Origin of the sequence: Nocardia cyriacigeorgica (assembly GCF_010858045.1) — a bacterium.
GTDB classification, from domain to species: Bacteria; Actinomycetota; Actinomycetes; order Mycobacteriales; family Mycobacteriaceae; genus Nocardia; species Nocardia cyriacigeorgica_E.
In genome coordinates this window covers 1-25,964 of sequence record NZ_JAAGVC010000020.1, presented here as the reverse complement: position 1 = coordinate 25,964, position 25,964 = coordinate 1, and the positions used below count along the sequence as shown (strand labels likewise).

Sequence of the window (25,964 nt, the reverse complement as noted above, 5' to 3'; positions counted from 1 at the left end):
AGAGCAACCCGTACACAACGGTGTCAATTGTGCCCGAACCCTCCCGTCTCCGAAGCCGATCACCAACGTCGTCCGATGGCCCGAAGACAACCGGCGCAGCTACCGTACCGACCGAGCCGACGCCGCGTGCAGATACCACCGAACTCGGCGTTTCACATTAGATACCCGATCCGATCCGCGACCAATCGCGCAGGTACGCACCGGGTGAATCGGTAAGGTTGCCGGCATGTCCGACACCGCCGCGCCGAGCCTGCCGATCCTGGTGCTCAACGGTCCCAATCTGAACATGCTCGGCGTACGCCAGCCGGAGATCTACGGCTCCGAGACCCTCGCCGACGTCGTGGAATTGTGCACGCGCACGGCGGCCGGGCTCGGCCGCGAGGTGAAGGCGTTCCAGTCGAATTCCGAGGGCGCCCTGATCGATCGGATCCACGAGGCCCGCGGGACGGTCTCGGGCATCGTCATCAATCCCGGCGGGCTCACCCATACCTCGGTCGCCCTACGCGACGCGCTCGTGATTCCGGAGGTGCCGATCGTTGAGGTGCACGTCAGCAATGTGCACGCCCGCGAGGAGTTCCGCCACCACTCCTTCATCTCGCCCATCGCCACCGCGGTGATCGCCGGGATGGGCGTGTTCGGATACGCGGCGGCGATCGAATTCCTGGTGCGGCGCCGACCGAGCGGCCACTGATCGACCGCCGATCGAGTGGCGGCGCCGATCAAGCGATGCGGAATACCGGGAACCCCGGCGCGATCGCGGCCAGCTCCGCATCGGTCGCATCCTTGGTGACGCCCTCGAAGAACCGGCCCACCTCCCAGCCCCAGCGCTTCAGGTAGGCGCGCAGCAGCGGCACCTTGTCGGCGTCGTCGATCTCGTGCGCGGTGAACGCCTCCACCTTGCGACCGAGCCGCAGCTCGCCCTCTCCGGCGGCGCGCAGATTCCGCACCCACTGAGTGTGTCCGCGCGGCGCGACCAGGTAGCGCGCGCCGTCGATGTCCATGACGTTGACCAGCGTGGTGCGCCACTGCCCGCTCTTGCGGCCGCGCACGGCCAGCAGTCGCGAGCCCATGATGCTGATGCCCAGCTTGGGCAGGGTGTTCATGAACCGATTCATCGTCGCCTCGCCTCGTGCCGGGCCGATGTATCGGGTCGCCGCGTTCGTGCCGGTCATGTCCATCTCCTTTGTGAGCGCCGCTCTCTGTTGAGAACAACAGTCTCACGCGCGGCGACACAAGTCAAGAGCAGTGCTCTCTATCTGTGGCGCTGCGGCCGCATTCGGCTGCGCTGATGGACGATGGTCGAGTGGCGGCGGCTGATCTCACCGATCTGTTTTTCGTGCTCGACCTGAGCGGCGTACTCGCGAACGCGGTGCTGGGCGGAGTACTGGCCAGAGCCGAACGGTTCGATCCGATCGGGTTCGTGACCCTGGCGATCCTGTCCGGGCTCGGCGGCGGCCTGATCCGCGACACCCTGCTCCAGCGCGGCACCCCCATCGCGCTCACCAACTACGCCTACCTGGTGACCGCACTCGCCGGGGCGTTGATCGCGTTCGTCCTGCTCATCGAGGGCAAAATCTGGGACCGCACTTTCCTCTTCGTCGACGCAGCCGCCCTCGGCTGCTGGGCCGCCACCGGCGCCCAGAAGACCCTGGCCGTCGGCCTGGGCTGGTTGCCAGCCATCCTGCTGGGCACCATCACCGCGGTCGGCGGCGGCATGGTCCGCGACATCGTGCTGCGCCGCACCCCACGCATCTTCGGCGGCAACACCCTCTACGCCACCGCCGCGCTGGCGGCGAGCATCGTCATGGTCGCCCTCGCCGCCGCAGGCCAGACCACCGCGGGCATGATCTGCGCGACCACCGTCGGCGCGGGCCTGTGCCTGCTCGCGCACTGGCGCGGATGGACCCTCCCGGAGAGCCTGCCGCGCCGCGCGCAATGAACCAGCCCACAACTCCCACCGATACCGGCCATATCATCCCGGAGGCAACCGTGCCCGACCTGTTCTATTACCCGAAGATCAACGCCCCACAGGCGGTGATCTATCAGGCGTTGCTGTATTGGGACCGCCTCGTCACCCTCACACCGCCCGGGCCGTTGGAGGACTTTCTCAGCCCGCGGATGCACCAGGTTCACGACGCGGGCCTGTACCTGCGACTACCCGCCAACCACTGGCCGAGGTTCACCGGTGGAGTGGCGCCGGCACTCTGGGCGCTGTCTCGCCTCATGAACAGAATTCCCGCAGCCGACCTGGTCCCTGACGCGGGACCGGACACCTACCTGCACAGCGGAAAGTTCGCGCCCGAACTCATTTCGGAGTTGTGCCGCCGGGGTTTGGCCCGACCGGCCGACGGATTGGGGTTCTCGGTATCTGCCGCGACTCAGTTGTGCCTTGTCAGTGTCGCGGCGCGAGATATCGCGGCGGCGTATCGAGACGCCGACTACCGTGACGTCAGCGACGGCTACCACCACATCGATCGCATGTACCCCTACACCGACAGTCTTGCAGCGCATCGTTTCGCGCACTCCCCCATCACATTCCACCATCCGACACCCGAGGCCGAAAATTACGGGCCACGTGAACTCTTGCGGCAGGGCCCACGCGGCCGTCACCACCGCACAGGACCGTGCTTGGATGTCGAGATCGGCAGGCTGCTACCGGTTCCCGCCGGGGATATCAGCACAGGAGATCTGATCGATTTCCGTGAGCGGTACAGCGACGAACGGCGTCGCCTGATGATAGCTATCGACCGCCTCGTGTCCGGATTGCATGGTGACTACGAGGATCCGCGCGACGTGCTGCACGCGGTGCGGCGGGAAGTCGAGCAGGCGTTGGCCGATCTGGAGCAGGCCGGTCGCAGCGCTGGCTTCAGTTGGGCGCGGCGGACGGTGACGGTGTCGATCGCGCTCGGTGCCGCGTATGCCGGGCAGAAGCTCTTTCCCGGTGAGGCCTGGATTCTCGGCGTAATCGGTGGAATGGCAATCAATGTCGCAACCAGTTCGACGCGCCCGTCCCCCAGCGGCTTGGCCGGCGACATCAGCTACCTGCAACGGGTGGGTTCCGCCGTTGCGGAGCAGGGGGCTCATGGACCGAGTCCGCGGTGACGGGTTCAGCGCCAACCACGCCTGGCACCCCGGAATCGTGTGCCCTGTCCGTGTCCAGCAGAGCTGCACGAGTTAGCTACCGCCTCGCCGGTACTGACTCCACGACGTTGTTCGGTTTCCTGAGCGGATGTCGTCGATCCGTTGTCGCAACCTCGAGGCATGTTCGGGCGATGCGGCTGCTCGGCGGAGCGGTCCGCTCACTTGTACAAGGTCACGCATATCGAGCAGAACTGGGTAGCCCGCCCATTCGCGGAGGTCGTAACCGTACTCAGCGACGAAGTCCGAGATTCACGATTCATCTCGGCCATAACGCACGGTGGCATGCCAGGTAGGTATCAGATCTACTTCACGTGGCCCGATACTCACCTAGTCCCAATCACCCAGCAGTGGCTCAGGTGGACTTGCGCTGCTGCCCCACAGCAAGTTTCCCGCCCATGCATCCCCGTGTATCAATCCGGTCCCCAATGGCCAGTCCAGTTCACTCAGCTCTTTGCGGATTTCCTCGACCCGCTGAACCAGCCAGTCCCGTTCTTCTGCCGTGATCGCCGCCTGGTTCTCGTCGTCGTGCAGCGCTGCGTGTAGCGATTCGAGTGGAACCCACCGATGCAGATCGATCGTCGGCGCTGGAAGGTCGTGCAGTGTGCGCAGTAACCTGCCCAGGTCTCGTGAGGTCGGCTCATCAAGCTCGGCTGCCTGCGGGTAGAACTGCCAGAAGCCAACCGTGTAGCCCCTCGCATGCACGGGCTTCACATCCCGCAGGGGAGCAGTCGCACCGAAGCCTTGTGCAGTCAACCACCGAGCTATCTCATAGGTCCGGGTGTGCCGATCGAGATCTGCTTCGTCGGCACTGACGCGAGCGACAGCCGAATGCCGAGGAAGTACGTACACGGCGTTACTCGAATGATGGATCAGTTCGGCGCCCGCCATGTCCAAGCCCCGCAAACCACACGCTTGGCTGAGTGCCGCGTGCTCTCGATGACATGCCTGCCCTACCCAATCAATGCGACGGTCGATCGAAACTCGTGTTCGATTTCCTTGACTACGGCCATTTCAGCGTAGGGCGCGAGCTTTCGTCGAACGGCATTGATCGCCTCGATCCCCCGGGCACTGGTCAGCCCACGGGCCGCGACCATGATGTCCCCGAGTACTCGGCACGCCTGTTCGACATCGACCGGTGCGCCGTCCGAGCCATCGCGCACGTCAGGCACGAACGAGTCCGCCAGCGTCGACGCCACCAGCACATGACGACGTTCCATGCCGACCGAATCGGCCAGCACCGCCGGCGCCCATTGCTGAACCTCCCGTGTCTGTCCAGCGTCGTGAGCGGCGTACATGAACTCTGCGGATAGCTGCCGGTCGGTGAAGAACCGAATCCAGTCCGGTTCGTCCCCCCGAGTTGGTAGTCGACGAAGACTACCCCGAAGAATCGGAATCCAACTACAAGTCGCTACAGCGATCAAAAACTCGGGTGTAGTTCCGTTCCGTCTTCTTCAATAGAAAGAGTTGCGGCTGCGTCGACTGCTCCAGTCGATCGAGGATAAACGGAAGCGAATGAATCAGGGCAGCTGCGGGTGCAGCAAGTACGTGATAGCCCTTTGCGTGTGCCTGATGCACACCTATCCAATGCAACCCAGCTTCCCGGCACGCGGCGCGCTCGTGTTGTCGCTTGATTTGATTCAGATCACTGGTAATGAACGCGTCCACCCCAGCACCGGCGACCATCTTGAACAGATCGTTATCGTCAACGCCCTGCGAGTTTAGGTCCCTAACCCCAAGAAACCGATGGCCGCGCGAGAAAATTGAACCAAGGTGACGGGTCAACTGCTGATTAATATTCTCATCGAGAAAGAAGTTCACGCGCTGCGGCCAATCCTCGCGATCTGATCATGGAAACTAACCGCGTCGGCCACTGCATTTTGATCGACGCCTGGAAAATACATCTCCACATCCTCAGGCGGCACATCACCGTCGGCTACCAAAAGAGCAACTGTATCAAATGGAACGCGGGTATCGGCAATAGTTGGCCAACCGCCAACTCGCGCTTCACGTACTTCCAGACTCTTACGGGGGTGAAGAAAGTCAACGACTTCTTCATCCCTGAAATTCGTAAAAGGAGCGAACACGTCGTACAGGTCGATTAGGACGCGCTGCTTGGGATTCTTTACCAAATCTGTCGCACCTTCGTTGTCGACCAGGAATACCGAACTACTGTCGGCGACCAGGGTGTACCTCGACGGGTGCTCAGTCAGATCCATGTCCTTCATCGAACGGAACGCCTTACGCACCTTCTGCAATGACACCTGGCTACGCAGTCGTACGACAGTCCGCAGTGCGACAACATCCCGGAAGGAGTACAGCGCCTTGGGCTTCACGCCATACTCGGGTGCAAGCAGCGGCGACGCGCCAGCACGCCATGATCGCAGCTGACTCAGCGTGGCCCCAGACAGAGCTGAAGTGATGTCTGACGGGAACGACATGTTAAGACCTCCCTTCCTCCAACTCAGGCGCTATGAACCTATAGTCCCACGTGAGCCAGCCAACGACGACAGCGCCACGGTAACGCGAGCGCGCCAGTCACGTATCGGATATCGAGCAAACGTGACCGACGGCGCGACGATCGGCCTCGCTGGGCTCGAGTTCCCACGACCACTAGTCAGATCCTCATTGGTTCGATCGCCAATCAGCCGCTATACGGGGGTGAGTCTGACATGCGCCCACCCTTTCAACCCTCGGTTGGAGGCGTAGACGTCAGCCGTTACCCACCGCTTGTACCCGCACCCGCAGTTCCCTGCCATCGATCTCAGTTTCCACGATGTCTCCAACAACATGCCCAAGAAGCGCCTGGCTCGCAGGCGAACTCGCCGCGAACTTTGACTCGGCATCGTCCGCTTCGGCATCGGGAACGATAACGTAGTCGAACTGCCTTTCGATACCACCGTCCTCGTTGAGCTCGGACAGAACAAGGTTCGACCACATCAAACTAATTACGTTCTTCGGAAGGGTCATCTGGCGCCTTCTGGTCGGAGGGTACGCCCGACCAGAAAGGCCGGGCCCCCATGACATATCTCGCGAGCCCCCAGGTGTTACCGAGGGTTCCCCACACAGGACCGCGACGCGCGCCGTCGATGAGACTGCCCGCGCCCCGCCGGGGCTTGCCACCCGATTGCACTCCGACACACGGCATATCCTGCGCAGGGTCCTGCTCAAGCATCGCGGACCCCATCTCAGCGGAGCGCTGGCCTGATACCTTTTTGGCTGGTCCAGCGCACCCTCCACCAGCAGCCGATACAAGGCCGTCGTTACTCCGCCTCAGACCGCTCTGGCTCAGGCAGGGCTTGCCCGGTCTCCAGGAGACTCTTCAGGCTGGACAAGATGCTCGGCCAGCCGCCCCGAACCCCCTCCAGCACTCGACTTCCCGGCGCGAAGCCATCGTGGACGACGGTCAACTTCACCGTCTCCCCCTGAGGCTCGATCTCAAAAGTGACCTTCGAGCGCGGCTCGGCCGCCCACTCCGCCAGCTCATCAGAGTTCATTCCGAACTCTGCGGCGAAGGCCGCGTCGATGGTGTGCCAGGTGTACGACAGTCGGCGGTACGGCTCAACCTCCACCACCACTTGCTCAGGGTCCTTGCCGACCCAGCCACCCTGCTTCCACACCATTTCCGAGCCCTGCCGCCAATCGGTGTCGAAGGTGGCGCCCCAGTAGCGGCTGGTGAATGCCGGATCGGTGAGGGCCTGCCAGAGCTTTTCCGGCGTGGTCTTGATGTAGGTGGTGTAAACGAATTCGGTGTCACTCATCGGACTGGTCTCCAATGCGGATTTCAGGTCGGCGAGGGCGGTGACCCGCGCGCGGTGGTAGCGGTTGATCCAGCGGTCGGCGATGGCGTTGATGGGTTCGGCGTTCAGGTAGTGCAGCTTTTCGCGGCCACTGCGCCGGGTGGTGACCAAGTTGGCGGCCTCGAGCACCGCCAGGTGTTTGCTCACCGATTGGCGAGCCATGTCCAGTCCGGCGCACAGCTCCCGCAGGCTCTGGCCATTGCGAGCCTGGAGGCTGTCGAGCAGTCGCCTGCGGCTGGGGTCGGCCAGCGCTTTGAATACCTCGTCCATCGCCGTTCTCTCGTGATATGCAGCCGTTTGGCTGCCCAAGCCAGAATAGGCAACCAAACAGCTGCATGTCAACGGTCGAGCAGCGAGCATTGCCACGTCGAAATATAGTACGTATGCTACAAACCATCACCAACCCACGACAGGGAGGGAAACCATGACTGTGGGTGACGGCGTGGTGCTCGACGTGGAGCAGCTGCGCATGCGCTACGGATCCAAGGACGTCCTCGATGGCGTTTCATTCCGGGCGCGACACGGCGAAGTGCTGGTCATGCTCGGCCCCAACGGGGCGGGCAAGACCACCACCATCGAAATTCTCGAGGGATTCCGGGTGCCCTCGGCGGGCAGGGTCGACGTGCTCGGCGCGAATCCGGCGCACGGCGACGAGGCCTGGCGGGCCCGGATAGGGGTGGTGCTGCAATCGTGGCGCGACCACAAGAAATGGCGTCTCCGCGAACTGCTGTCCTATCTGGGCACGTTCTACGGCCCCTATAGCACCGATGGCGTCCGAAAGCCCTGGGACACCGATGAACTCATCGAGCTGGTCGGCCTCACCGAACATGCCGGCGCCAAGATCTCCACCCTGTCCGGCGGGCAACGCCGCAGGCTCGACGTCGCGATCGGCGTGGTCGGCAAGCCCGAGGTGCTGTTCCTCGACGAGCCGACCGCCGGATTCGATCCGGAAGCCAGGCGCGAATTCCACGATCTGATCCACCGTTTGGCCGACGAGCAGCAGACCACCATCCTGCTCACCACCCACGATCTGGACGAGGCCGAGAAATTGGCCGACCGCATCCTGATCCTGGCCGGTGGCCGGATCATCGCCGACGGCTCGGCCGACGAACTCTCGCGCCGGGTGTCGGTCGAGGCCGAGGTGCGCTGGACCAGAGACGGCCAGCGTTTCGTGCACACCACCACCGAGTCGACCAAGTTCGTCTACGAGCTGTTCCAGCAATTCGGCGCGGACATCGGCGAACTGGAGGTGCGCCGCGCCTCACTCGAGGAGACCTACATGTCGCTGGTCCGCCACTACGAGAGCGGCACCGGCGATGCCGAGATCCACGCCATCGAGGAGGTCGTGCGATGAACCCGACTACCGTCGCGATCCGGGCCGGATTCCGCCGGGCCGGCATCGAACTGCGGATGCTGTTCACCCATGGCGAGGATCTCGGCGGGATCCTGCTCACCCCGATCCTGCTGCTCACCGCGCTGTTCTTCATGCGCAACAGCACCTTCCAGGACACCGACCTGAGAATGGGCGCATTGGCGTTGCCCGGGGTGATCGGCGCGGTGGTCGCCTTCAACGGCTTGTACGGCATCGCCCAGTACCTGGTGCTGGACCGGGAGGACGGCACGCTGTTGCGCGCCAAGGCCACGCCGAACGGCATGATCGGCTATCTCATCGGCAAGCTCGGCGCCAACGCCGGTTCGGTGCTCGCGCAGGTGGCTATCCTGCTGGGCGTGGGAACGGTGATCGTGGGAGGTGTGTCGCTCGACAGCGTCACGTCGTGGCTCACGTTGGCGTGGGTGCTGGCCCTCGGTCTGCTCGCGATATCCGCACTCGGCGCGATCCTCGGCTCGCTCTTCGACGATCCTCGTGGCCTGTTCTTCTTCACCATGCCGCTGATGGGCCTGGTCGCCATCTCCGGCATCTTCTATCCGATCACCGGGTTGCCCGGCTGGTTGCAAGTGGTGGGACAGGTATTTCCGATGTATTGGCTCGGTCTCGGTATGCGCTCGGCGATGCTGCCCGATAGTGCTCGGGTGGTCGAGCTCGACGGTTCCTGGCGCCATCTGGAAACCGCTGCGGTACTCGGCATCTGGTCGGTGGCCGCGCTGGTGATCGCGCCGGCGGTGATGCGCCGGATGGCCCGCCGGGAGTCCGGCGCGGCCATGGCCGAACGGCGGGAGAAGGCGTTGCAGCGTGCCTACTGAGGTCATCTACAACCGGATCGCGATGCTGCGCGCCGAGCGCGGCATCTCCCGGCGCGAGCTCGCGGAAGCGCTCGGCGTGCACTACCAGACCATCGGATATCTGGAGCGCGGCGAGTACAGCCCGAGCCTGCATCTGGCCTTGCGGATCGCACAGTATTTCGAGGTGGCGGTGGAGGTCGTCTTCTCCACCACCCCCTTCCCCAGACTCGGGTCGGACTCGGAATCGGCCTGATTCACGCCGCGGACTACGGAACCAGAGTGAACCCTGCGGCATGGCGAGGGCGTACGACGGTGAAATGGCGCCGATCCGTGGTGGCTATCTGCGTCAGATTCCGACGCTCCGCCGCGGCGATAACCGAGGCGTCGGCCGTACCAAGTGGAAGGTCGCGGTACTTGGCAACCAGTTCGGCGATCCGAAGCCAGTCGACGGCGTGGACGGGTTCGACCGCGAACAGGCCCTGTGCCAGATCTCCGAGGAAACGCACCTCGGCCTCAGTGCCGAGTCTGGTGCTGATCAGGTACACCGCCTCGGTGATGACCAGCGTCGGCACGACGAGCGGGCCGCGATGGGTTTGCAGCAGGTCCAAGGACGCTTCGTGGTGGGCGTCGTCGGCGTCGACGTAGGCATACAACGGGCCCGCGTCGACGACCAAGGCGCTTATCGGCCCCACTCCGCGCTCAGGATCTCATCGATCCGGCTCGATACATCCGACTGCCCGCTTCGTCCGGCGCCTGCTGCACCGAACTGTCGCCGGCCTTCGGGGGGCATGGAGAGAAACTGCGCGACTGCCGCACGAGTCAACTCGGAAACCGTGATTCCGCGTCGTTGCGCCTCGTGTCGCATACGCTCGTCGAGTTCGTCGGGCAGTTTCACCGTCGTCCGCTTCATGGTATGCCAGCATACCCTCGCCCGCCCGAACGCCACTGGCAACGGGCGGGCGACCTGCTCAGGACTTCGCCCCGCCGAACAGCTCGAACACCGACACCGGCTTCCCGGCTTCCTCCGTTGCCACGATCGCCTTGCGCCAGATGCCCTGGGCGGTATGCGAGATGGTCGCGTCGACGCCGACCTCCTCGCTGGCATCGATGATGTGCTGCGCACCGGCGTCCATCATCTTGAACGCCGACAGATCGCCCCAGCCACCTTCCTTGGCCGCCTTGGCGTACTCCTCCATGAAGAAGGGGTAGGCGCCGGCGGCACGCTGGGCGAAGGGCAGGAACTGGTCGATGTCCTGGCCGGAGCGGGCGATCACGGCCAACGCCTGATCGTAGGCGAGCATCCAGGGATGGAAGACGATGAGCAGCGCCTGGTAGAAGACCTGCGCGAGACCGTCGTCGGTGCCGAGGTACTCCGGCGGGCTGAGCGGGCGCAGCAGCTCGGCGTGCGCGTCGAACACCTCGCGCGGGCCGCTGTAGAAGATGTACGAGGCCGGGTGCTCGATATTGTCGCCGGCCGACATGACACCGCCGGAGAGGAATTCGGCGCCGTGCGAACGCACCCACTGCGCACCCTTGCGCGCCTTCTCGGGCGAATCCGAGGACAGGTTCGCGATCACCTTGCCCGCGAGATGGTCGGTGGCCTGACCGAGCACGTCGTACATGGCGTCGTAGTGGGTCAAGCTCACCACGGTCACCTCGTTGGCCTCGAGTGCCTCGGCGACGGTGTTCGCGCGCTTGGCACCCAGCTCGACCATGGCGTCGACCTTGGCGCTGCTACGGTTCCACACCGTGACCTCGGTGCCCGCCTTCAAGAACGCCCGCACCATGGCCTGCCCCATCGGCCCGAGACCGATGACCGAAACCGAGGCGGTGCTGCTCTGCTGAGACATGTGCTGATCCTTCGAAAGTCGATACGGTTGCTGTCGGCGCCGGTACTCATGGTTCATCTGCGCAGGTAGGCGCGACAAGACCGCACATGCAGGTACGGTTGCTTACGTCGAGGTCCGTATCGAGGTCAGGAGGATCCAGTGACGGTCGGCAGTGACGCGGATCACGATGCGTGCGGTATGAGCGTGGCGATCGACGTCGTCGGCGGGAAGTGGCGGCTGCACCTGATGTGGGTGCTCGGCGACGGCCCACGCCGTTTCGGCGAGATCCGGCGCCTGCTCGGCGGCGTCAGCGAGAAGGTGCTCACCGAGAACCTGCGCCATCTGGAGACCTCCGGCGTCGTGCACCGGGAGATCTACCCCGAGATCCCGCCCCGCGTCGAATACTCGCTCACCCCGCTCGGCGCCGAACTCGCGGCAGCGCTACGGCCGCTGGAGGAGTGGGGCGACCGGCATCGCGGTGAGCTGGTCACGAAGCTGATGTCGGCGAGCTGACGCTTCCGGCCCCCGGCTTCGACCGCGACGGCGTACCGATGAGCGAGCACTTCGCGCCGATGCCGCCGGAACCGACCGGGTTCGCGGTACCCGTACCGCACGGCTACCGAGATCGCCGAGTGGTGGACGTGATCGCCTGCCTCGTCCTGTGGGCCGTCGTCTTCGCGCTGGCGCTGATCAGCGCGTTCTGGTTCTTCTGGCACGTCGCCATGGCCGGAACGTTCTCCTCGCCGTCCTGCACCGGGCAGCCCGATACGTGTGCCGAAGCGGAACGAGAAAGCGAGACCGCGAGCGGTGTGTTGTTGCTCGCGGTTGTGGTGATCCCGGGTGTCGCACTGGTCGTGAACGTCGTCGTCGCGTTCGCGAATCGGGCATTCGCGCGGCGCGGGCCGGCGTCACGGAGGCTGCCGCTGTTCGTTTGGCCGTTGCTCGCGATCGCGTGCCAAGCGTTGTGTCTGATGGTCGCCCTGAGCTGATCGACGTGATGGCCGGCTGTCGGATCGACGCGGCTATGACGGCTTCGGCTCACCCAACCGCTCGTCGGCGATCCGGCCGCCGAGCTGTTCGAGCAGCACCGCGGCCTCGGCCATCGAGCGGCTCGCATCGGGTTCCATGTCGGCCAGGGCATAGCCGGCGTCGAAGCCGGCCGCGGCGAGCTCGTCCGGGCCGAGGTCGATCCGTCCGGCGACGGCGATGACGGGGACGCCCGCGGTTCGCGCGGCGGCGCACACACCCATCGGCGCCTTCCCGTGCAAGGTCTGCCGGTCGAGGCAGCCTTCGCCGGTGACGACCAGCGTCGCCGATTCCAGCACGGCCGCGAAATCGAGCAGTTCGAGCACCACCGCTATCCCACTGCGCATGTCCGCCCCGAGCACGGCCATGGCGCCGAAGCCGGTCCCGCCCGCCGCGCCCGCGCCCGGCCGGTCGGCATGTGCCGCGCCGACCAGCATGGCCCAATTCTGTAGTGCCGCTTCGAGAACCGCCTGCTCCGCTGGCCCGGCACCCTTCTGCGCGGCATACACCGCGACCGCGCCCGACGGCCCGAGCAGCGGATTGTTCACATCGCCGGCGACGATGAACTGCACGTCCGCCAGGCCCGGATGCAGACCCCGCAGATCCAACCGCTTCGCATCACGCAAAGCCGCACCGCCCCTTGGCACTTCGTGTCCGTCCGGCCCATAGACGCGCGCCCCCAGCGCCGTCAGCATGCCCGCCCCACCGTCGGTGGACGCGCTGCCGCCGAGCCCGAGCACGATCCGCTCGGCGCCCACCGATAGCGCGTGCGCGATGACGACGCCGAGCCCGAAAGTGCTGGCCTTCAACGGGTCCGGTAGCCCATCGGGAAGCCGTGCCAGGCCGACCACCGCGGCGAGTTCGATCACCGCGGTATCGCCACGCACCGCGTAGGAGGCTTCCACCGTTTCGCCGGTCGGCCCCGGCGCAGGCATGGTGACTCGCGTCCACCCGGCCGAGACGAACGCGTCGACCGTCCCGTCCCCGCCGTCGGCCACCGGCGCGCGCACCACCCGCGCATCCGGCCGCGCCCGCGCGATGCCCGTGGCCAGCGCCGATGCCACCGCGGCAGCCGACAGCGACCCCTTGAACTTGTCCGGGGCGAGTACGACGGTCGGCACCGGCTCCATCCTGAGATTGTCCACCGCCGCGCCGCCCGCCGCACCCCGGCGCCGGACGACGGGCCCCGGCCACCGATACGGCGACGCGTTGCGATGTGTCCACGGCGCGCCGGTGGAGTAGCTTCGAGCCATGTCGACAGAGGTCCGCAACAACACCGCACTGGAACGCTTCGAGATCTACGTCGACGGCGCGATCGCCGGGTACGCGGAGTACCAGGACACCAATGCCGAACGGGCTTTCGTGCACACCGAGATCTACTCCCAGTACGAGGGCCAGGGCTACGGCCGCATGCTCGTCGAGACCGCGCTGAACCAGACCCGCGCCGATCATCTCGGCGCGCTGCCGATGTGCCCGATGGTGCGCCATTTCGTGGAGACCCGCCCGGAATACTTGCCGATGGTCCCGCACTGGGCGCGCGGACGGCTCGGACTTCCGCAGTAGGAGTCGGCTCGCGCAGGCGAACGGTTCGCCGCGCGCCCCGGTCGCCCCGGCGCGGTCGATGGCCGCCGCGAACGCCCCGCGGCCGGTGCCGCCCGGACGCGAACGCAGCCGCGGTGCAGCCGTCTCGATACGACTCAGTACGCCGAAACGGCCCCGTCCAGCGCCTGCTGAAGATCCGTCTTCACCAGCCGCGCGATCTCGGCGGGCCGGGCGGGCAGATCCACGATCGGCACCCCGAAGTAGAAGCTGGCCGACTTCGCTTCCTCTTTGGTCGGCTCGACCGCCGGATCGGGGCGCGGACCGTAGCTGAGTCCGATGCTGAGCAGTGCGGGATCGGTGCCGAGTTTCATCGTGCGGAAGGCGATATGCCCGATACCGCTGCCGATGGGCTGCACCTTGGCCGGGTCGATGTCGTTGCAGGTGCCTTCCGGGAAGACCGCGAGACAATCGCCGTCGTGCATGCGTTCGGCGCAGACGTCCATCATTCGCTGCCCGGCCGCGTTCACCGCGCGCAGACCGTGATCGCGGCCGCGGAAGACCGGGATGCCGCCCATCATGTCGATCTTGCGGCGTTGCTCGCGTTCCAGGAACAGCTCGTCCTTGGCCAGCACCCGCACCCGGCCGATGATGGGCCGCAGCTCGCTGCGCCAGGCGGCCGCGGCGACGGTGTAGGGGTCGAGCTGGGACAGATGATTGATCGCGATCAGCAGCGGTTTGCGGGAACGGATCAGCTCCGCGATCCGCGCCCTGGCGCCGGCCGCATAGCTGATCCGCGGCCGGAAACGGCGCCCGAGCAGGGCGTATGCCGCACGCGCCTGGAACCGCCGCTGCTGATGGGCGCGGTAGTAGTCGTACACGGCATCGCTGTTTTCGAGGACGACCTCGGGCGGTTGCATGCCGCCGACTCTACGACGCCGTCCGGCCCGGTCAACGCCCATGTTGATCTTGTCACCGGACTCGCGCGCATCCGGCACGACACGGAACGCGAAGACAAGCGGCGCGACGGCGCGATAGCTGCGATGATGACGGTGTGGCACGCGCAGAAGACCCGGATGATCGGAAAACTCGCGGCGGTGGCGGTGAGCACGGCAGGCGAAGTTCTCATCGCGGCGAGCAGGTGGTTCGCGCGGGCACCCTGCTGGTGTCCTCCACGGAACTGGTGGAGCCCACCTTCCGGCGCACCGTCATCTACATCATCGAACACAACGACGCGGGCAGCCTCGGCGTGGTGATCAACCGTCCCAGCGATACCGCCGTGCACGATGTGCTGCCGCAGTGGGCCGAAGTGGCCGCCGCACCGCGCACCCTGTTCGTCGGCGGGCCGGTCAAGCGCGATGCCGCGCTGTGCCTCGGCACCCTGCGCGTGGGCGCGTCCATCGAGGGTGTCGCGGGTCTGCGTCGCATCGACGGCCGGGTGGTGTTGATCGATCTGGACAGCGATCCCACCCAGATCGCCCCGCTGGTGGAGGGTGTTCGCATCTTCGCCGGGTACGCGGGCTGGACCTTCGGTCAACTCGAGGGCGAGCTGGAGCAGGACGACTGGATCGTGCTCTCGGCGCTGCCGAGTGATCCCATCACCACCCGCCGCACCGACCTGTGGGCGCACGTCCTGCGCAGACAGCCGCTGCCGCTCTCGCTGCTGGCGACTCATCCCATCGAGCTGGAGCGCAACTGACCCGCACACGCCGACGATCCCCCGCCGCAGCAGGGGATCGAAGGGGCGGGGCTCAGCGGGCCTGCTTCTTGAACAGCGACATCGACCAGAGGTAGCCGACGCCGGCGATGCCCGCGCACCAGGCCAGCGATACGACGCCGTTGACGCCGATCTCGGTGCCCATCAGCAGGCCGCGGATGGTTTCGGTGATCGGGGTGAACGGCTGGTATTCGGCGAACCAGCGCAGCACCGTCGGCATGGTGTCGGTGGGGACGAGGCCGCTGCCGAGGAACGGCATCATCACGATCGGGAAGGGCATATTGCTCGCGCTTTCCGGGTTCGGCGCGGCGAGCCCGAACCCGACGGCCAGCCAGGTGAAGGCGAACACCACCAGCATCAGCAGGCCGATGACGGCCACCCACTCCACCGGCGTGGCGTCGGGCCGGAAGCCCATCAGCATCGCCACCCCGAGCATGCCGGCCATCGCGAGGGTGCCCTGGATCAGCGTGCCGACCACGTGCCCGGTGAGCACGGCCGACTGCGCGATCGCCATCACCCGGAACCGGTTGACGATGCCCTTGGTGATGTCGGTGGCCAGCATGACCGCCACCGACACCGTCAGATACGCGGGCAGCAACAGCAACATGCCGGGCGCCAGATAGTTGATGTACTTCGTTCCGGGTTCGAGCCCGGCTTCCAGCGCCCCGCCGAAGACGTAGTTGAACACCAGCAGCAGCACGGTCGGCATGATCAGGATGCTGAACGCCATGCTCGGATAGCGCCGCACGTGCAGCAGGTTGCGCCGCAGCATGGTCAGCGAATCGGCGAAGACGGACGGGGACGGGTCCTGCATGGTCGCGGTGGTCATCGCACGGGCTCCTTGTCTGCGACGGGGGTTCCGGTGAGGGTGAGGAAGACGTCGTCCAGGTTGGGGGTGTGGACCGACAGTCCCTCGGCGGGAATGTGGAACTCGTCGAGCCGGTCGAGCACCGCGCGCACCGAACCGATTCCGCCGTCGCTCGGCACCGCGAGGGTGAGTTCGTCCTCGATGGGGCGGGCGCTGGAACCGAAGGCCGTGGTCGCCGCGTCCAGGGCGCCGCGTTCGGCGAATTGCAGCCGGATATGGCCGCCGGGCACGAGCCGCTTCAGCTCCGCCGCGGTGCCTTCGGCGACGATGGTGCCGCGGTCGAGTACCGCGATGCGATCGGCGAGCTGATCGGCTTCCTCGAGGTACTGGGTGGTGAGGAAGACGGTAACGCTGTAGCTGTCGACGAGTTCGCGGATGATCTCCCACATCGAGCGCCTGCTGCGCGGGTCGAGGCCGGTGGTCGGCTCGTCGAGGAAGATGATGCGCGGGTCGCCCACCAGCGTCATCGCCAGATCCAGGCGTCTGGTCATGCCGCCGGAGTAGGTGGCGGCCGGCTTGTCCGCGGCCTCGATGAGGTCGAAGCGTTCGAGCAGGTCGGCGGCGAGGGATCGGCCCACGCGCCGGGGCAGGTGATGCAGGTCGGCCATCAGCATCAGGTTCTCCCGGCCGGTGAGCAGTTCGTCGACCGCGGAGAACTGGCCGGTGACGCCGATCGCCGCCTTCACGGCGTCGCGTTCGGTGTCCAGATCGTGGCCGCCCACCTGGATTTCGCCGCCGTCGGAGCCGATCAGGGTGGTGAGGATCTGCACGGTCGTCGTCTTGCCCGCCCCGTTGGGGCCGAGCAACGAGAAGATCGTGCCCTCGGGCACGTTCAGATCGATGCCGTCGAGAACAACCGTGTCGCCGTAGGACTTTCGGAGTCCGGAGACCCAGATCGCCGGTGCGCGTCCACCTGTGGACATGGCCTTTCCTTCCTGGAATTTTTCATAAAACAATGCGAATGACAGCATGAGTTCTCCGCACCGCTCCCCTGGGGAGCGGAGGTGTCGGATGTGAGTGTGTTCAGTTGGCCGGCCGACGCCGACGGCGCCGACCGGGCGGGATCACGTCAGATGTCCAGCTCTTCGATGGGCGGACGGTCGGCGATATCGGCGACCCGCTGGAAGAGCTTGTCGGGCATCTTGCCCTTCAATTCCGCGAGGGTGTCGACGATCTCCAGAGTGAAATCACCCCAATCCGTATCGCTGGGGCCGGCGAGCATACGCCGCCAGCTCTTCCAACTCGTCCAGTCCTTCATGGCCACGTCGGGTAGTTCATCCCAGTTGGACAGCTGGGTATGCAGGACGAACTTGCCCTTGCGGCTACGGAAGACCCGAATGTGTTCGATGCGGGTGTCGTTCATATCCCGCAGCTCACCGAGCAGCGAGCCCTCGAATCGCACCTGCCGGACACCGTTGTGGCCGACTCGGAGCACGATTTCGTCGTACCCTTCCTGCCTGCCCTCCTCCAGTTCGATGAACCGGCGCAGCGCGGTGACCACGGCCCCCGACAGATTGCCGCCGACGAGCTCCTGCGCCCGCTGGAACAGGGGGAGATCGTCATCGGCAACGTAGATCGTCTTGTTGGGCATGACAGTGACTATACGTAGATGTATACGTACACGCAAGACCTTCCGGAAAACCCGCGCCGAGCAGGCTGAACCCGGACGTGAGCGGGTCCGTATCTCCTTCCAGGCGGCGCGCGGCACCGCCCACTCGGCGCTGGAAGGAGGTGCGATGCCCGACAGAGTTGTGGACTATCTGGTGCGCGCCATGCCGGACCTCGATGTGCGGCATATCTTCGGCGTCGACGGCGCCAATATCGAAGATCTCTACGACGCCATCTTCGATGCGGGCGGCGCGGTGACCGGCGTGGTCGCCAAGCACGAATTCTCCGCGGCGACCATGGCCGACGGATATGCCCGCTGCACCGGCGGGCTCGGCGTGGTGGCCGCGACCTCCGGCGGCGGCGCGATGAATCTCGTTGCCGGACTCGCCGAATCGTATGCCTCGCGGGTACCGGTGCTGGCGTTGATCGGGCAGCCGCCGACCACGCTGGAAGGTCACGGCGCCTTCCAGGATTCGAGCGGACAGGCCGGCGCGATCGACGCGGTGCGGCTGTTCAGTTCGATCAGCCGCTACTGCGCACGCGTCACTCACGCCGCCGACCTGCCCGAACGGCTGGCGCGGGCGCTGCGGGCCGCCCGGCGCGGAGGGCCGTCGGTGTTGCTGCTGCCCAAGGATGTCCAGCAGGCCGATATGGGCGCCATCGCCCCGTTCCGTCCCGATCCGCGCGCGACCTGGCTCGACGACGACGAACTCGAGCGGGTGCTGACCACGCTGGAAACCGCACGCAGGCTCGGCAAGATCGTGGTGATCGCGGGCGACCAGGTGGCGCGCGACGATGCACGTACGGCACTGGCCGAGGTGGTGGACGAACTCGACGCGCTGATCGGCGTCGCGCCCGATGCCAAGGACACCTACGACAATTTCGCGCCGGCGTTCTGCGGTGTCGCGGGCGCCATGGGGCACCGTGAGCTGGCCGATGCCCTGGACGAGGCCACACTGTGCCTGCTGGTCGGCACCCCGATGCCGATCACCGCGCGCACCGGGCTCGACGAGCTGCTGGGCCGGACCGCCATCGCCAGCATCGGAATGGCCATGCCGCACCTGCCCGCGATCCACGCGACCTGTACCGACGTCGGGGTCGCGTTGCGGATGATCCTCACGCGGCTACGCGGCGGACACGACGGGCACGCCGATACCGGGCTCGCCGATTCCACCGGCACCGCCGCGCCATCGCCGGTAGCCACCGCGGTCCGCACCACCGCGGTCACCCGCGTCGCCCCGGCCCGCACCCTGACGCCGATGCCGGTGCCCGAATCACACGGTCCGGGCCTGCACTACCGCCAGATCGTCGACGCCATCCAGGCCGCGCTGCCCGGTGGCGCGGACATCTTCGCCGACGCGGGCAATACCGGCGCGGCCGTGGTGCATCAACTGCGGGTGCCGCGTAGCGGCCGGTTCGTCGTCGCGCTCGGGATGGGCGGAATGGGGTATGCGTTCGGCGCGGGCATCGGATCGGCGTTCGCCCGCTCGCCCGACGGGCACCGCTCCGTGGTGATCGCCGGGGACGGCTCGTTCTACATGCACGGCTTGGAGCTGCACACCGCCGTCGAGTACGCGCTGCCGATCACCTTCATCGTGTTCAACAACAACGCCCACGCCATGTGCGTCACGCGCGAACAGCTGCTGTATCGGGACCGCTACAGCTTCAACCGTTTCCATCCCGCACTCCTGGGCGAGGGGGTGGCGGCCATGTTCCCGACGCTGCAGGTGCGCGCGGTGCACACGATGGACCAGTTGCCCGCCGCTCTCACCGAATGCCTCGGCTGCCCGGGCCCCTCCTTCGTCTCCATCGATTGCGACCCCGACGAAATCCCACCCTTCCTGCCATTCCTGAGGAGTACACCGTGACCACAAGTGCCCTGCCCGCCCTCAGCGACATCGGGGACGACGTGATTCCCGGAATTCTGCGGATCGAGAATTCCGATAAGGAGGCCACCACGCCGATCATCATGGACATGCTGCGGTCGGTGTATCCGCACGACCAGATCTACGGTGACTTCTGCCCCGTCCAGGCCTACATCGCGGCGCCGCCACGGGAGGTCTTCGAATACCTGTCCGACACCAGATCGCTGGAGGAATGGACCTACAGCCTGCGCGGATTCACCGAAACCGAAGAACCCGGCCTGTGGCTGGCCTACGACCGGCTCGGCGATGCGACCGAGATCTACACCCGCACCGTCACCGATCCGCATGCCATGACCGTCGATTATCACTGCGCCTGGGATCAGGGCGATCACCTGTGGATGGTGTACCTGATGCGGGTCGTGGACGCGCAGGTCGTGTTGAACAAGCCGGGATCGGTTGTGCTGTGGGTCAATTGCAAGCATCCGTTCTACGACGAGAATCCCTATCCGGACACCGCGCCGCCGAAACGTCCGGTGTGGGTGGGGGATTTCTGGGAGATGTTCTCCGCCGGGCACCAATTGGAGATGGACAACCTCAAGGCGATCTGCGAATACCGGGCGTCGAATGGCCTGCCGATCAAGCCGGAGTGGATGAGCCGATGACCGAAGCGACGCGTGAACCGCAGGTCAGCCTGGTCGACGTAGCCAGCTATCTGCCCGGCGAACCGGTCGGCACGGAATATTTCACTCAGTTCTCCCGGTCGGATCGGATGGCGAAGAACGTCATGTTCCGTTCGCCGAAAACGCGCTACCACGTGGGACGAGACGAAACTGCCGTCGATATGGTCGAGCAGGCGGTGGCGCCGCTCATCGCCCGGCACGGCGCGGATTTCCTGGCCGGCATAGACGTGTTGATCACCCACACACAGCTGCCGGACAACCCCGTGATGGGTTGCGGTCCCGAAGTGGCACGGCGACTGAACGCCAAGCCCGGCTGGGTCTTCGACCTGCACAACGGCGGCTGCGCGGCGTTCGTGCACATGATGGCGCTGGCCCAGACCATTCTGCGCACCACCGACGCCAGAACCGCCCTCATCGCCGCCACCCAGAACTGCGCGGGCCCGGTATTCACCCAGCCCGATATCCGCAAACTCGCCCAGGCACCCGTTCCCGGCGACGGCTGCGGCGTCGGCCTGCTGGTCCGCGACGACAGCGCCCCGATCCTCGACATCGAATGCCGCACCTACCCCGAATTCGCCGGCGATATGGACTTCTCCACCAATGGCGACCGCAAATACTGGGAGCCGGGCGAGGGACAGGGCTGCGTGAGTTTCACCGAATCGAAGATCACCAAGGTGTTCGCGCGCGGTAATCGGCTGGTGCCGGAGGTGGCGCTGGCGGTGTGCGATCGGATCGGGGTGCAGGGGCGCGATATCGACACCTTCGTCACCAATCAGCCGAACCGCTTGTTCCTGCGCAACTGGCACGATGCGCTGGAGCTGCCCGCCGAACGTCACCCGGATACGTTCGACACCTGCGGAAACCTCTTCGCCGCCGGCATTCCGGTGACCTTGGATGTGGAGAACCGGGCCGGGCGATTACGCAATGGCTCGGTGGTTCTGATGTCAGCGTTCGCGCACGCGGGTGATTTCGCGGCCGCTGCCGCGGTGCGGTGGGGTGCGGCGCGATGAGCGTTCACCTGGCCGATCGGAGCCGCCCGTCGCGTCGGTTCGCGGTCGCGCCCGCACCCATCCGTTTCGACCTGAGTTTGAGCGAAAACCCGTTCCCGCCACTACCTTCGGTGCGCGGGGCGATCCAGCGCGAGATCGGGCAAGCCAACAGGTATCCCGAGTTCCTGCCGACGCGATTACCGGCCGTCATCGCCGGCCGTCTCGGTGTGCGCCCGGACCAGGTGGTGGTCGGCTCCGGCGCCACCGGCGTCGCCATGCAGATCCTGCAGACCCTCACCGAACCCGGCTCCGACATGGTGCTCGGCGTGCCGACCTTCGACGGCTATCCGATCATGGCCGGGATGGCCGGGGTGGAGGTCATCGGCCTACCCCTCGATCCCGCGGGCGAACAAGACCTGCCCGCCATCGCCCGCGCCGTCACTTCCCGGACGCGGCTGGTGGTGCTGTGCCGCCCGCACAATCCGACCGGAACCCTTGTCCCCCAACGCGATCTACGCCGCTTTCTCCGCACCATCCCCACCCACATCCCGATCATCCTCGACGAGGCGTACGCCGAATTCCTGCCCGTCGCCGAGCGCCTCGATCCACTTCCCCTCCTCTCCCGCCACCCGAATCTGCTGATCCTGCGCACCTTTTCCAAGGCCTACGGCCTGGCGGGCCTGCGCATCGGCTACGCCCTCGGCCACCCCGACCTGATCACCCGCGTCCGCCGCCTCCAACTCCCCTTCGGCACCCCCACCCTCACCCTCACCGCCGTCACCGCCTCCTACGCCGCCGAACCAGAACTCGCCGTCCGCGTCGCCCGCATCACCGAGGAACGCGATTCCCTCCGCGAAGCACTGCGCCGCACCGGCATACCCGTACCCCCCAGCTACGCCAACTTCCTCTACCTCCCCGGCCCCGGAGTCGCGACCGCCCTCCGCCGCGCGCGTATCGCCGCCAAGGCGTACCCGGATGGAAGCGCACGAATCGCCGTGGGCGATGCGGAAGCCGGCCGTGCCGTCCTGGAAGCAGTTCGTGCCCTGTCACGGGCCGGATCTCGCTGAGCCAGATGCCCGCTGCGATGACGGTGACCAGCCGTACTCGGTCTCGAATCCGCTAGGCCGGTGGGTCGGACCGGGTGAGTAGCCGGAGGATTTCCGTGGTGCCATCCGTTCGATGGACCTCGGCGAGTTCCCGGGGTGTCTTGCCGGCCAGGTCGCCCGCTTGCGGCCCCATACGGGCATCGACCCGCGCGCCGGCGCGTAGGAGGGCTTGGACGCACTCGGGCGAGCCACGGTACGCCGCCGCGCACAACGGTGGCCACTCGGTCGGCAGATCCGGGTTCAGGCCATGCTCGAGTAGCAGGCGCACTGCCTCGACGTGCCCTTTGTACGCGGCCATCGACAGAGCCATCGGCTCGGCCTCGATACCCTGCGCCAGCAGGTAGGCGATGATCTCGGTCCGGCCCCACTCGGCGGCCCAATTGAGGACCGCGCCAACGGGAGTCGTAGCCCTCGCCAGATCGACGCCGGCTTCGTGCGCGCGCCGCACTTCCTCGACGTCACGGCGCACCACCGCCATGACGAGATCGAAATCCCGCGTACCCGGCACCGGATCAGTATGCCCGCGCGGGCTTCCGGCGAGCCGCTCTGTGGCGCGGCTTGCGATTTCGGCGCCCGCATCGCTCAGTAGGGCGAGCACAACCCTTCCGGAGACCGAGGGGGGTTCCGGCTCGGCGCGGAGACCGCAGTAGTGCGGTCCGGGTATTCACGGCGGCTGCGAGTTCGCGCGTAGCGCTGCCGGCCCGCATACCCGACAAGGCGCGTCGATCAGGTTGACCTCGATGGTTGTTGAGGTTTTAGCGTGGGTCCCAGTTGATCTGAGCGAGCAGGAGAACCCACATGATTCTCGTAACGGGAGCCACGGGAAATATCGGCAGTGCGTTGTTGACGCAGTTGGCGGGCACGGCGCAGGTGCGGGCGTTGACGCGCGATGCCGGCCGGGCGCGGGTTCCCGAAGGGGTGGAGGTCGTCGAGGGGGACCTGGGTGACGTCGACTCGTTGACGCCGGCGCTCGAGGGGGTGCGGTCGCTGTTCCTCCTGTCCCGGATGGGACCGGATGCGGAGATCGTCGAGGCTGCTCGGCGGGCGGGGGTCGAGCATGTGGTGCTGGTTTCGTCGATCACTGTGATCACCCATCCGCATCTGGGGCCCGCGGCCGAGAATGCGGCGGTGGAGAAACTGGTCGAGGCCGGCGGGATGCAGTGGACATTTCTGCGGCCGACACAATTCGCCTCGAACACGGCGATGTGGGCGCCGGCGATCAACGCGAATCAGCCTGTCGAGGTGCCGTATGCCGATGTGGGGCTGCCGACGATTCATCCGGCTGATATCGCCGCGGTGGCGCGCGCGGCACTGCTCGATTCCCGGCATCGCGGCCGCAGGTATGAATTGACCGGTCCGGAGCTGATCAGCCCGCGTCGGCAAGTCGCGGAAATCGCCGCCGCGCTCGGCCGGGAAGTGCGTGTCGAGGAGATCAGCCGGGAGCAGGCGAGATCGGGGATGGTCGAGGTGTTCGGCGAGGACGCCGCCGACGCGGTGCTCGATGTGACCGGCGGCGATGTGAACGAGGAACTGCTCGCGGTGCGTGACACCGTCGAGCGCATCACCGGAACACCTGCGCGGCCGTTTCGTCAGTGGGTGGCGGAGAACATCGCGATATTCCGGTGAAGGCGAAGTACTTCGGGCCAGCAGACCGGAGGGCTGTGTTCGAAGGCCGCGATCGTCAGAACCGCAATCGCAGAAGGCCACGCAAACGCTCTCCGATCCGTCCTCTCCTCGAGGGCAATCGGAACCCGAGATGGGCGGCGAACCCTGCGATATCCGCTTCGGTGGAGACCTTTGGGCGTCCCCGCGCCCACTCGGCGAACGTCTGCTCGAAATCCGGGCCTGCGGCGTGGGCGAGCAGTGGATTATGACGGGCGAGGATGCCCGCACGTTTGCGCAGCAGGGCGGATTCGGCGGCACGCAGTGCGGTGTCGTCGAATCCGGGCGGCGCGGCCTCACCTGCCACCAGGGCACGGACCACCGCCGCTTGACGTTCGGCGAGGGCGCGGAGTTCCTCGGGCGACGCACCGCGCGTGGTTTCGCGTCCCGGTTCGGGCTGCTCACCCGAGCCGCGGCGGTAGCTCCCGGGAACCACGGCGGTCACACTCGCCCCCGAACGGACCGCGCGGCGCGGGCGCGGGCGGTGATCGGCGCGCGGGCGGCGGCATTGGCGATGGCGTCGAGTTCGTCCAGGAGCTCTTCGGCGGGCGGATAATTGCCGTCCCGTTCGAGCATCAGCGGGGCCGGACAGTCGATGGTGAACTCGGCAACCAGCGTGAGGACTTCGGCGGGAACCGGATGCTGGTGGGTGTCGTGGTAGTGGCCGCCGGATTCGGTGCCGCCCGCGATATGACAGTAGGCGAGCCGGTCCACCGGCAGGCGACGCAGCTCGGTGAGCGGATCGCGGCCGCGGTTGCGGGCGTTGGCGTAGACGTTGGCGATATCGATCAGCAGGTATGCGCCGGTGCGTTCGACCAGTTCGGTGAGGAACTCCGATTCGGTGAATTCGTCGTCGGGCCAATCGAACAGGGCGGCGATGTTCTCCACCGCGAGCGGTACGGGCAGCCCGTCCTGGGTCCGGATGATGTTGCGGGTCAGCACTTTCAGCGACGCGCGGGTACGCGGAACGGGCAGCAGGTGGCCGGCCTCCAATCCGCCGGCCCGCACGAATGCCACATGCTCGCTCACCAGCGGTGCGCCGACCCGCTCGGCGCACAATGCCAGATGCGCGATCCGCCGGTCGTCCACCGGCTCAACACCACCCAGTGAGAGCGTGACACCGTGCGGCACAACGCGCGTCCCCCGCGCACGCAACGCCTCCAGCTCCGGCGGCACAGCAGCCGAGGCGGGCAGCGATTCCGCGATCACCTCACAGAAATCCAGCCCGTCGAGCTGGTCGATCAGGCCGCAGATCTCCGACCGCCAGCCGATCCCGAGCGCGTGATCCGGCAGCACACCGTTCATGAACTCAGCCGCCGCAGCCACCGCAACCGCCACAGCCGCTACAGCCACCGCCACCGTCGCCCCCGCCGTCACCGCCACCATCGGCGCCACCCGAAGGCGGTTCGACGGCTTGGGCCAGCCCCGGATCGAGCGCCGTCAGGGCCGCGGCGCCGAATACCGCGACGGCCACAGCGGCCGCGCCGACGCCGTAGGTGGCATACGCGGGTGAGTTCGACGGACGCAGGTGCGAATTATCGTCCACCGCATGTGCTCTGGCCGCCTCGCCGCGTGGGGTCAGCCGCTCCGGCGTCATCACCCACCACCCGGCGAATGCCAGGACGAGCAGACAGGGCACCAGGAAGCCCGACGGGTTGCCCGCGAGCACACCGGCGACGAACCGGACGACGCCGAGCACCCCGACGATCAGGATCGGCATCCCGGCATCGCGTGCGTCGCGCTTGGCCTCCTCGCCGGTGAGGTAGCCGCGTTCGACCAGCGACGTTTCCAATTCCCGCACCGGCGTTTTCGCGGCGGCGGTGATGTCGTTGATCGTCTGCTTGCGCGGGCCGAGCACGGCATGGATCGCGCTGGTGAACCAGTCCAGCTGGGCCCGCTCGGCCGCGGTGGTTGCGGTGGTGGTGGCGGTTGCGGCGGTGGTGGTTGCGGTGGATG

The 25,964-nt window shown here is 66.4% G+C and carries 34 protein-coding genes; 15 read left to right on the top strand and 19 right to left on the bottom strand.

What is annotated here, in order from left to right; genetic code table 11:
• Positions 1-226: 226 nt before the first annotated feature.
• The gene (aroQ, locus tag GV790_RS17890; protein WP_163814474.1) at positions 227-691 is read left to right on the top strand and encodes a type II 3-dehydroquinate dehydratase; all 465 of its coding nucleotides are present in this window, start codon (positions 227-229) and stop codon (positions 689-691) included.
• Between the two features lie 28 nt (positions 692-719).
• Here the strand turns inward: aroQ and GV790_RS17885 are convergent, their stop codons facing one another.
• Positions 720-1,172, bottom strand: a complete 453-nt coding sequence (locus GV790_RS17885) for a nitroreductase family deazaflavin-dependent oxidoreductase (RefSeq protein ID WP_163814473.1) — start codon at positions 1,170-1,172, stop codon at positions 720-722.
• A gap of 116 nt (positions 1,173-1,288) precedes the next feature.
• Here GV790_RS17885 and GV790_RS17880 point away from each other — a divergent pair, with 116 nt between their 5' ends.
• Together GV790_RS17880 and GV790_RS30765 are read left to right on the top strand one after the other, a co-directional pair.
• Positions 1,289-1,939 carry a trimeric intracellular cation channel family protein gene (locus GV790_RS17880; protein ID WP_178128074.1) on the top strand — a complete coding sequence of 217 codons (651 nt, stop codon included), beginning with the start codon at positions 1,289-1,291 and terminating at the stop codon, positions 1,937-1,939.
• 689 nt (positions 1,940-2,628) lie between these two features.
• Positions 2,629-3,102, top strand: a complete 474-nt coding sequence (locus GV790_RS30765) for a hypothetical protein (RefSeq protein ID WP_218586432.1) — start codon at positions 2,629-2,631, stop codon at positions 3,100-3,102.
• Positions 3,103-3,468: 366 nt separating this feature from the next.
• On the opposite strand, the gene GV790_RS17870 is transcribed toward GV790_RS30765, so the two are convergent.
• The 6 genes from GV790_RS17870 to GV790_RS17845 all read right to left on the bottom strand — a co-directional run bounded on the left by GV790_RS17870 (position 3,469) and on the right by GV790_RS17845 (position 7,208).
• Positions 3,469-4,029 carry a phosphotransferase gene (locus tag GV790_RS17870; RefSeq protein ID WP_256673374.1) on the bottom strand — a complete coding sequence of 187 codons (561 nt, stop codon included), beginning with the start codon at positions 4,027-4,029 and terminating at the stop codon, positions 3,469-3,471.
• Between the two features lie 62 nt (positions 4,030-4,091).
• Positions 4,092-4,436 carry a hypothetical protein gene (locus tag GV790_RS17865; protein ID WP_163814470.1) on the bottom strand — a complete coding sequence of 115 codons (345 nt, stop codon included), beginning with the start codon at positions 4,434-4,436 and terminating at the stop codon, positions 4,092-4,094.
• A gap of 103 nt (positions 4,437-4,539) precedes the next feature.
• Complete coding sequence (locus GV790_RS17860; RefSeq protein WP_163814469.1) at positions 4,540-4,959, bottom strand: PIN-like domain-containing protein; 420 nt, start codon at positions 4,957-4,959, stop codon at positions 4,540-4,542.
• Complete coding sequence (locus GV790_RS17855) at positions 4,956-5,579, bottom strand: DUF433 domain-containing protein (protein ID WP_163814468.1); 624 nt, start codon at positions 5,577-5,579, stop codon at positions 4,956-4,958. Before GV790_RS17855 ends, GV790_RS17860 begins: the two co-directional genes overlap by 4 nt.
• Positions 5,580-5,850: 271 nt before the next feature.
• Entirely contained in the window at positions 5,851-6,108 is a 258-nt protein-coding gene (locus GV790_RS17850) for a GreA/GreB family elongation factor (protein WP_163814467.1), read from the bottom strand.
• A gap of 293 nt (positions 6,109-6,401) precedes the next feature.
• Positions 6,402-7,208, bottom strand: coding sequence for an ArsR/SmtB family transcription factor (locus tag GV790_RS17845; protein ID WP_163814466.1), 807 nt, complete (start codon positions 7,206-7,208; stop codon positions 6,402-6,404).
• A 154-nt stretch (positions 7,209-7,362) separates the two neighbouring features.
• Here GV790_RS17845 and GV790_RS17840 point away from each other — a divergent pair, with 154 nt between their 5' ends.
• Genes GV790_RS17840 through GV790_RS17830 form a run of 3 tightly spaced genes read left to right on the top strand, consistent with a single transcriptional unit; the run spans position 7,363 to position 9,372 of the window.
• Positions 7,363-8,292, top strand: a complete 930-nt coding sequence (locus GV790_RS17840; protein ID WP_163814465.1) for an ABC transporter ATP-binding protein — start codon at positions 7,363-7,365, stop codon at positions 8,290-8,292.
• Positions 8,289-9,140: an ABC transporter permease gene (locus GV790_RS17835; RefSeq protein WP_163814464.1), complete on the top strand. Its 852-nt coding sequence runs from the start codon at positions 8,289-8,291 to the stop codon at positions 9,138-9,140. The genes GV790_RS17840 and GV790_RS17835 overlap by 4 nt, the downstream gene beginning before the upstream one ends.
• Positions 9,130-9,372, top strand: a complete 243-nt coding sequence (locus tag GV790_RS17830; protein WP_163814463.1) for a helix-turn-helix transcriptional regulator — start codon at positions 9,130-9,132, stop codon at positions 9,370-9,372. The genes GV790_RS17835 and GV790_RS17830 overlap by 11 nt, the downstream gene beginning before the upstream one ends.
• 13 nt (positions 9,373-9,385) lie before the next feature.
• Here GV790_RS17830 and GV790_RS17825 read toward each other — a convergent pair whose 3' ends face one another.
• Genes GV790_RS17825 through GV790_RS17815 form a run of 3 tightly spaced genes read right to left on the bottom strand, consistent with a single transcriptional unit; the run spans position 9,386 to position 11,026 of the window.
• Positions 9,386-9,793 carry a type II toxin-antitoxin system VapC family toxin gene (locus GV790_RS17825; RefSeq protein ID WP_178128073.1) on the bottom strand — a complete coding sequence of 136 codons (408 nt, stop codon included), beginning with the start codon at positions 9,791-9,793 and terminating at the stop codon, positions 9,386-9,388.
• A gap of 5 nt (positions 9,794-9,798) precedes the next feature.
• Complete coding sequence (locus GV790_RS17820; protein ID WP_163814462.1) at positions 9,799-10,029, bottom strand: ribbon-helix-helix domain-containing protein; 231 nt, start codon at positions 10,027-10,029, stop codon at positions 9,799-9,801.
• Between the two features lie 58 nt (positions 10,030-10,087).
• Positions 10,088-11,026, bottom strand: coding sequence for an NAD(P)-dependent oxidoreductase (locus tag GV790_RS17815; RefSeq protein WP_163814461.1), 939 nt, complete (start codon positions 11,024-11,026; stop codon positions 10,088-10,090).
• A 120-nt stretch (positions 11,027-11,146) separates the two neighbouring features.
• On the opposite strand from GV790_RS17815, the gene GV790_RS17810 reads away from it, so the two are divergent.
• On the top strand, positions 11,147-11,461 hold the full coding sequence (locus GV790_RS17810; RefSeq protein WP_163814519.1) for a winged helix-turn-helix transcriptional regulator: 315 nt from the start codon (positions 11,147-11,149) through the stop codon (positions 11,459-11,461).
• Positions 11,462-11,580: 119 nt separating this feature from the next.
• The gene (locus tag GV790_RS17805) at positions 11,581-11,937 is read left to right on the top strand and encodes a hypothetical protein (RefSeq protein WP_218586431.1); all 357 of its coding nucleotides are present in this window, start codon (positions 11,581-11,583) and stop codon (positions 11,935-11,937) included.
• 33 nt (positions 11,938-11,970) lie between these two features.
• Here the strand turns inward: GV790_RS17805 and GV790_RS17800 are convergent, their stop codons facing one another.
• Complete coding sequence (locus GV790_RS17800) at positions 11,971-13,104, bottom strand: glycerate kinase (protein WP_163814459.1); 1,134 nt, start codon at positions 13,102-13,104, stop codon at positions 11,971-11,973.
• 121 nt (positions 13,105-13,225) lie between these two features.
• Between GV790_RS17800 and GV790_RS17795 the strand changes: the two genes are divergently transcribed.
• Entirely contained in the window at positions 13,226-13,537 is a 312-nt protein-coding gene (locus tag GV790_RS17795; RefSeq protein ID WP_130918239.1) for a GNAT family N-acetyltransferase, read from the top strand.
• A gap of 134 nt (positions 13,538-13,671) precedes the next feature.
• On the opposite strand, the gene GV790_RS17790 is transcribed toward GV790_RS17795, so the two are convergent.
• Positions 13,672-14,433, bottom strand: a complete 762-nt coding sequence (locus tag GV790_RS17790; protein ID WP_163814458.1) for a lysophospholipid acyltransferase family protein — start codon at positions 14,431-14,433, stop codon at positions 13,672-13,674.
• Between the two features lie 134 nt (positions 14,434-14,567).
• On the opposite strand from GV790_RS17790, the gene GV790_RS17785 reads away from it, so the two are divergent.
• Positions 14,568-15,212, top strand: coding sequence for a YqgE/AlgH family protein (locus tag GV790_RS17785; protein ID WP_163814457.1), 645 nt, complete (start codon positions 14,568-14,570; stop codon positions 15,210-15,212).
• A 52-nt stretch (positions 15,213-15,264) separates the two neighbouring features.
• Here the strand turns inward: GV790_RS17785 and GV790_RS17780 are convergent, their stop codons facing one another.
• The 3 genes from GV790_RS17780 to GV790_RS17770 all read right to left on the bottom strand — a co-directional run bounded on the left by GV790_RS17780 (position 15,265) and on the right by GV790_RS17770 (position 17,689).
• A complete protein-coding gene (locus tag GV790_RS17780) occupies positions 15,265-16,059 on the bottom strand; it encodes an ABC transporter permease (protein ID WP_163814456.1) in 795 nt (264 codons plus the stop codon).
• Complete coding sequence (locus tag GV790_RS17775) at positions 16,056-17,021, bottom strand: ATP-binding cassette domain-containing protein (RefSeq protein ID WP_163814455.1); 966 nt, start codon at positions 17,019-17,021, stop codon at positions 16,056-16,058. Before GV790_RS17775 ends, GV790_RS17780 begins: the two co-directional genes overlap by 4 nt.
• Positions 17,022-17,167: 146 nt before the next feature.
• Positions 17,168-17,689, bottom strand: a complete 522-nt coding sequence (locus tag GV790_RS17770) for an EXLDI protein (RefSeq protein WP_163814454.1) — start codon at positions 17,687-17,689, stop codon at positions 17,168-17,170.
• 145 nt (positions 17,690-17,834) lie between these two features.
• On the opposite strand from GV790_RS17770, the gene GV790_RS17765 reads away from it, so the two are divergent.
• Genes GV790_RS17765 through GV790_RS17750 form a run of 4 tightly spaced genes read left to right on the top strand, consistent with a single transcriptional unit; the run spans position 17,835 to position 22,307 of the window.
• Positions 17,835-19,574 carry a thiamine pyrophosphate-binding protein gene (locus GV790_RS17765; RefSeq protein WP_163814453.1) on the top strand — a complete coding sequence of 580 codons (1,740 nt, stop codon included), beginning with the start codon at positions 17,835-17,837 and terminating at the stop codon, positions 19,572-19,574.
• Positions 19,571-20,233: an SRPBCC family protein gene (locus GV790_RS17760; RefSeq protein ID WP_163814452.1), complete on the top strand. Its 663-nt coding sequence runs from the start codon at positions 19,571-19,573 to the stop codon at positions 20,231-20,233. The genes GV790_RS17765 and GV790_RS17760 overlap by 4 nt, the downstream gene beginning before the upstream one ends.
• Positions 20,230-21,261, top strand: a complete 1,032-nt coding sequence (locus tag GV790_RS17755) for a 3-oxoacyl-ACP synthase III family protein (RefSeq protein WP_163814451.1) — start codon at positions 20,230-20,232, stop codon at positions 21,259-21,261. Before GV790_RS17760 ends, GV790_RS17755 begins: the two co-directional genes overlap by 4 nt.
• Entirely contained in the window at positions 21,258-22,307 is a 1,050-nt protein-coding gene (locus tag GV790_RS17750; protein ID WP_163814450.1) for a pyridoxal phosphate-dependent aminotransferase, read from the top strand. The genes GV790_RS17755 and GV790_RS17750 overlap by 4 nt, the downstream gene beginning before the upstream one ends.
• 52 nt (positions 22,308-22,359) lie before the next feature.
• On the opposite strand, the gene GV790_RS17745 is transcribed toward GV790_RS17750, so the two are convergent.
• The gene (locus GV790_RS17745; RefSeq protein ID WP_163814449.1) at positions 22,360-22,944 is read right to left on the bottom strand and encodes an ankyrin repeat domain-containing protein; all 585 of its coding nucleotides are present in this window, start codon (positions 22,942-22,944) and stop codon (positions 22,360-22,362) included.
• Positions 22,945-23,144: 200 nt separating this feature from the next.
• Here GV790_RS17745 and GV790_RS17740 point away from each other — a divergent pair, with 200 nt between their 5' ends.
• Positions 23,145-23,972 (top strand): NAD(P)H-binding protein, encoded by an 828-nt coding sequence (locus GV790_RS17740; protein WP_163814448.1) that lies wholly within the window; start codon positions 23,145-23,147, stop codon positions 23,970-23,972.
• Between the two features lie 55 nt (positions 23,973-24,027).
• Here the strand turns inward: GV790_RS17740 and GV790_RS30575 are convergent, their stop codons facing one another.
• The 3 genes from GV790_RS30575 to GV790_RS17725 form a co-directional block, all read right to left on the bottom strand.
• On the bottom strand, positions 24,028-24,444 hold the full coding sequence (locus GV790_RS30575) for a hypothetical protein (protein ID WP_175585933.1): 417 nt from the start codon (positions 24,442-24,444) through the stop codon (positions 24,028-24,030).
• A gap of 5 nt (positions 24,445-24,449) precedes the next feature.
• Complete coding sequence (locus GV790_RS17730; protein WP_175585935.1) at positions 24,450-25,313, bottom strand: DUF692 domain-containing protein; 864 nt, start codon at positions 25,311-25,313, stop codon at positions 24,450-24,452.
• A gap of 4 nt (positions 25,314-25,317) precedes the next feature.
• On the bottom strand, positions 25,318-25,964 hold a 647-nt coding region (locus tag GV790_RS17725), incomplete at its 5' end, for a TIGR04222 domain-containing membrane protein (RefSeq protein ID WP_163814447.1).

Bases quoted from the DNA above. Each gene is read 5' to 3' on its own strand.
- aroQ (WP_163814474.1), top strand. From the start codon at position 227: ATGTCCGACACCGCCGCGCCGAGCCTGCCGATCCTGGTGCTCAACGGT.
- GV790_RS17885 (WP_163814473.1), bottom strand. From the start codon at position 1,172: ATGACCGGCACGAACGCGGCGACCCGATACATCGGCCCGGCACGAGGC.
- GV790_RS17880 (WP_178128074.1), top strand. From the start codon at position 1,289: ATGGACGATGGTCGAGTGGCGGCGGCTGATCTCACCGATCTGTTTTTC.
- GV790_RS17870 (WP_256673374.1), bottom strand. From the start codon at position 4,029: ATGGCGGGCGCCGAACTGATCCATCATTCGAGTAACGCCGTGTACGTA.
- GV790_RS17865 (WP_163814470.1), bottom strand. From the start codon at position 4,436: ATGTACGCCGCTCACGACGCTGGACAGACACGGGAGGTTCAGCAATGG.
- GV790_RS17855 (WP_163814468.1), bottom strand. From the start codon at position 5,579: ATGTCGTTCCCGTCAGACATCACTTCAGCTCTGTCTGGGGCCACGCTG.
- GV790_RS17850 (WP_163814467.1), bottom strand. From the start codon at position 6,108: ATGACCCTTCCGAAGAACGTAATTAGTTTGATGTGGTCGAACCTTGTT.
- GV790_RS17845 (WP_163814466.1), bottom strand. From the start codon at position 7,208: ATGGACGAGGTATTCAAAGCGCTGGCCGACCCCAGCCGCAGGCGACTG.
- GV790_RS17840 (WP_163814465.1), top strand. From the start codon at position 7,363: ATGACTGTGGGTGACGGCGTGGTGCTCGACGTGGAGCAGCTGCGCATG.
- GV790_RS17835 (WP_163814464.1), top strand. From the start codon at position 8,289: ATGAACCCGACTACCGTCGCGATCCGGGCCGGATTCCGCCGGGCCGGC.
- GV790_RS17820 (WP_163814462.1), bottom strand. From the start codon at position 10,029: ATGAAGCGGACGACGGTGAAACTGCCCGACGAACTCGACGAGCGTATG.
- GV790_RS17815 (WP_163814461.1), bottom strand. From the start codon at position 11,026: ATGAACCATGAGTACCGGCGCCGACAGCAACCGTATCGACTTTCGAAG.
- GV790_RS17810 (WP_163814519.1), top strand. From the start codon at position 11,147: ATGAGCGTGGCGATCGACGTCGTCGGCGGGAAGTGGCGGCTGCACCTG.
- GV790_RS17800 (WP_163814459.1), bottom strand. From the start codon at position 13,104: ATGGAGCCGGTGCCGACCGTCGTACTCGCCCCGGACAAGTTCAAGGGG.
- GV790_RS17795 (WP_130918239.1), top strand. From the start codon at position 13,226: ATGTCGACAGAGGTCCGCAACAACACCGCACTGGAACGCTTCGAGATC.
- GV790_RS17790 (WP_163814458.1), bottom strand. From the start codon at position 14,433: ATGCAACCGCCCGAGGTCGTCCTCGAAAACAGCGATGCCGTGTACGAC.
- GV790_RS17780 (WP_163814456.1), bottom strand. From the start codon at position 16,059: ATGACCACCGCGACCATGCAGGACCCGTCCCCGTCCGTCTTCGCCGAT.
- GV790_RS17775 (WP_163814455.1), bottom strand. From the start codon at position 17,021: ATGTCCACAGGTGGACGCGCACCGGCGATCTGGGTCTCCGGACTCCGA.
- GV790_RS17770 (WP_163814454.1), bottom strand. From the start codon at position 17,689: ATGCCCAACAAGACGATCTACGTTGCCGATGACGATCTCCCCCTGTTC.
- GV790_RS17765 (WP_163814453.1), top strand. From the start codon at position 17,835: ATGCCCGACAGAGTTGTGGACTATCTGGTGCGCGCCATGCCGGACCTC.
- GV790_RS17755 (WP_163814451.1), top strand. From the start codon at position 20,230: ATGACCGAAGCGACGCGTGAACCGCAGGTCAGCCTGGTCGACGTAGCC.
- GV790_RS17750 (WP_163814450.1), top strand. From the start codon at position 21,258: ATGAGCGTTCACCTGGCCGATCGGAGCCGCCCGTCGCGTCGGTTCGCG.
- GV790_RS17740 (WP_163814448.1), top strand. From the start codon at position 23,145: ATGATTCTCGTAACGGGAGCCACGGGAAATATCGGCAGTGCGTTGTTG.
- GV790_RS17730 (WP_175585935.1), bottom strand. From the start codon at position 25,313: ATGAACGGTGTGCTGCCGGATCACGCGCTCGGGATCGGCTGGCGGTCG.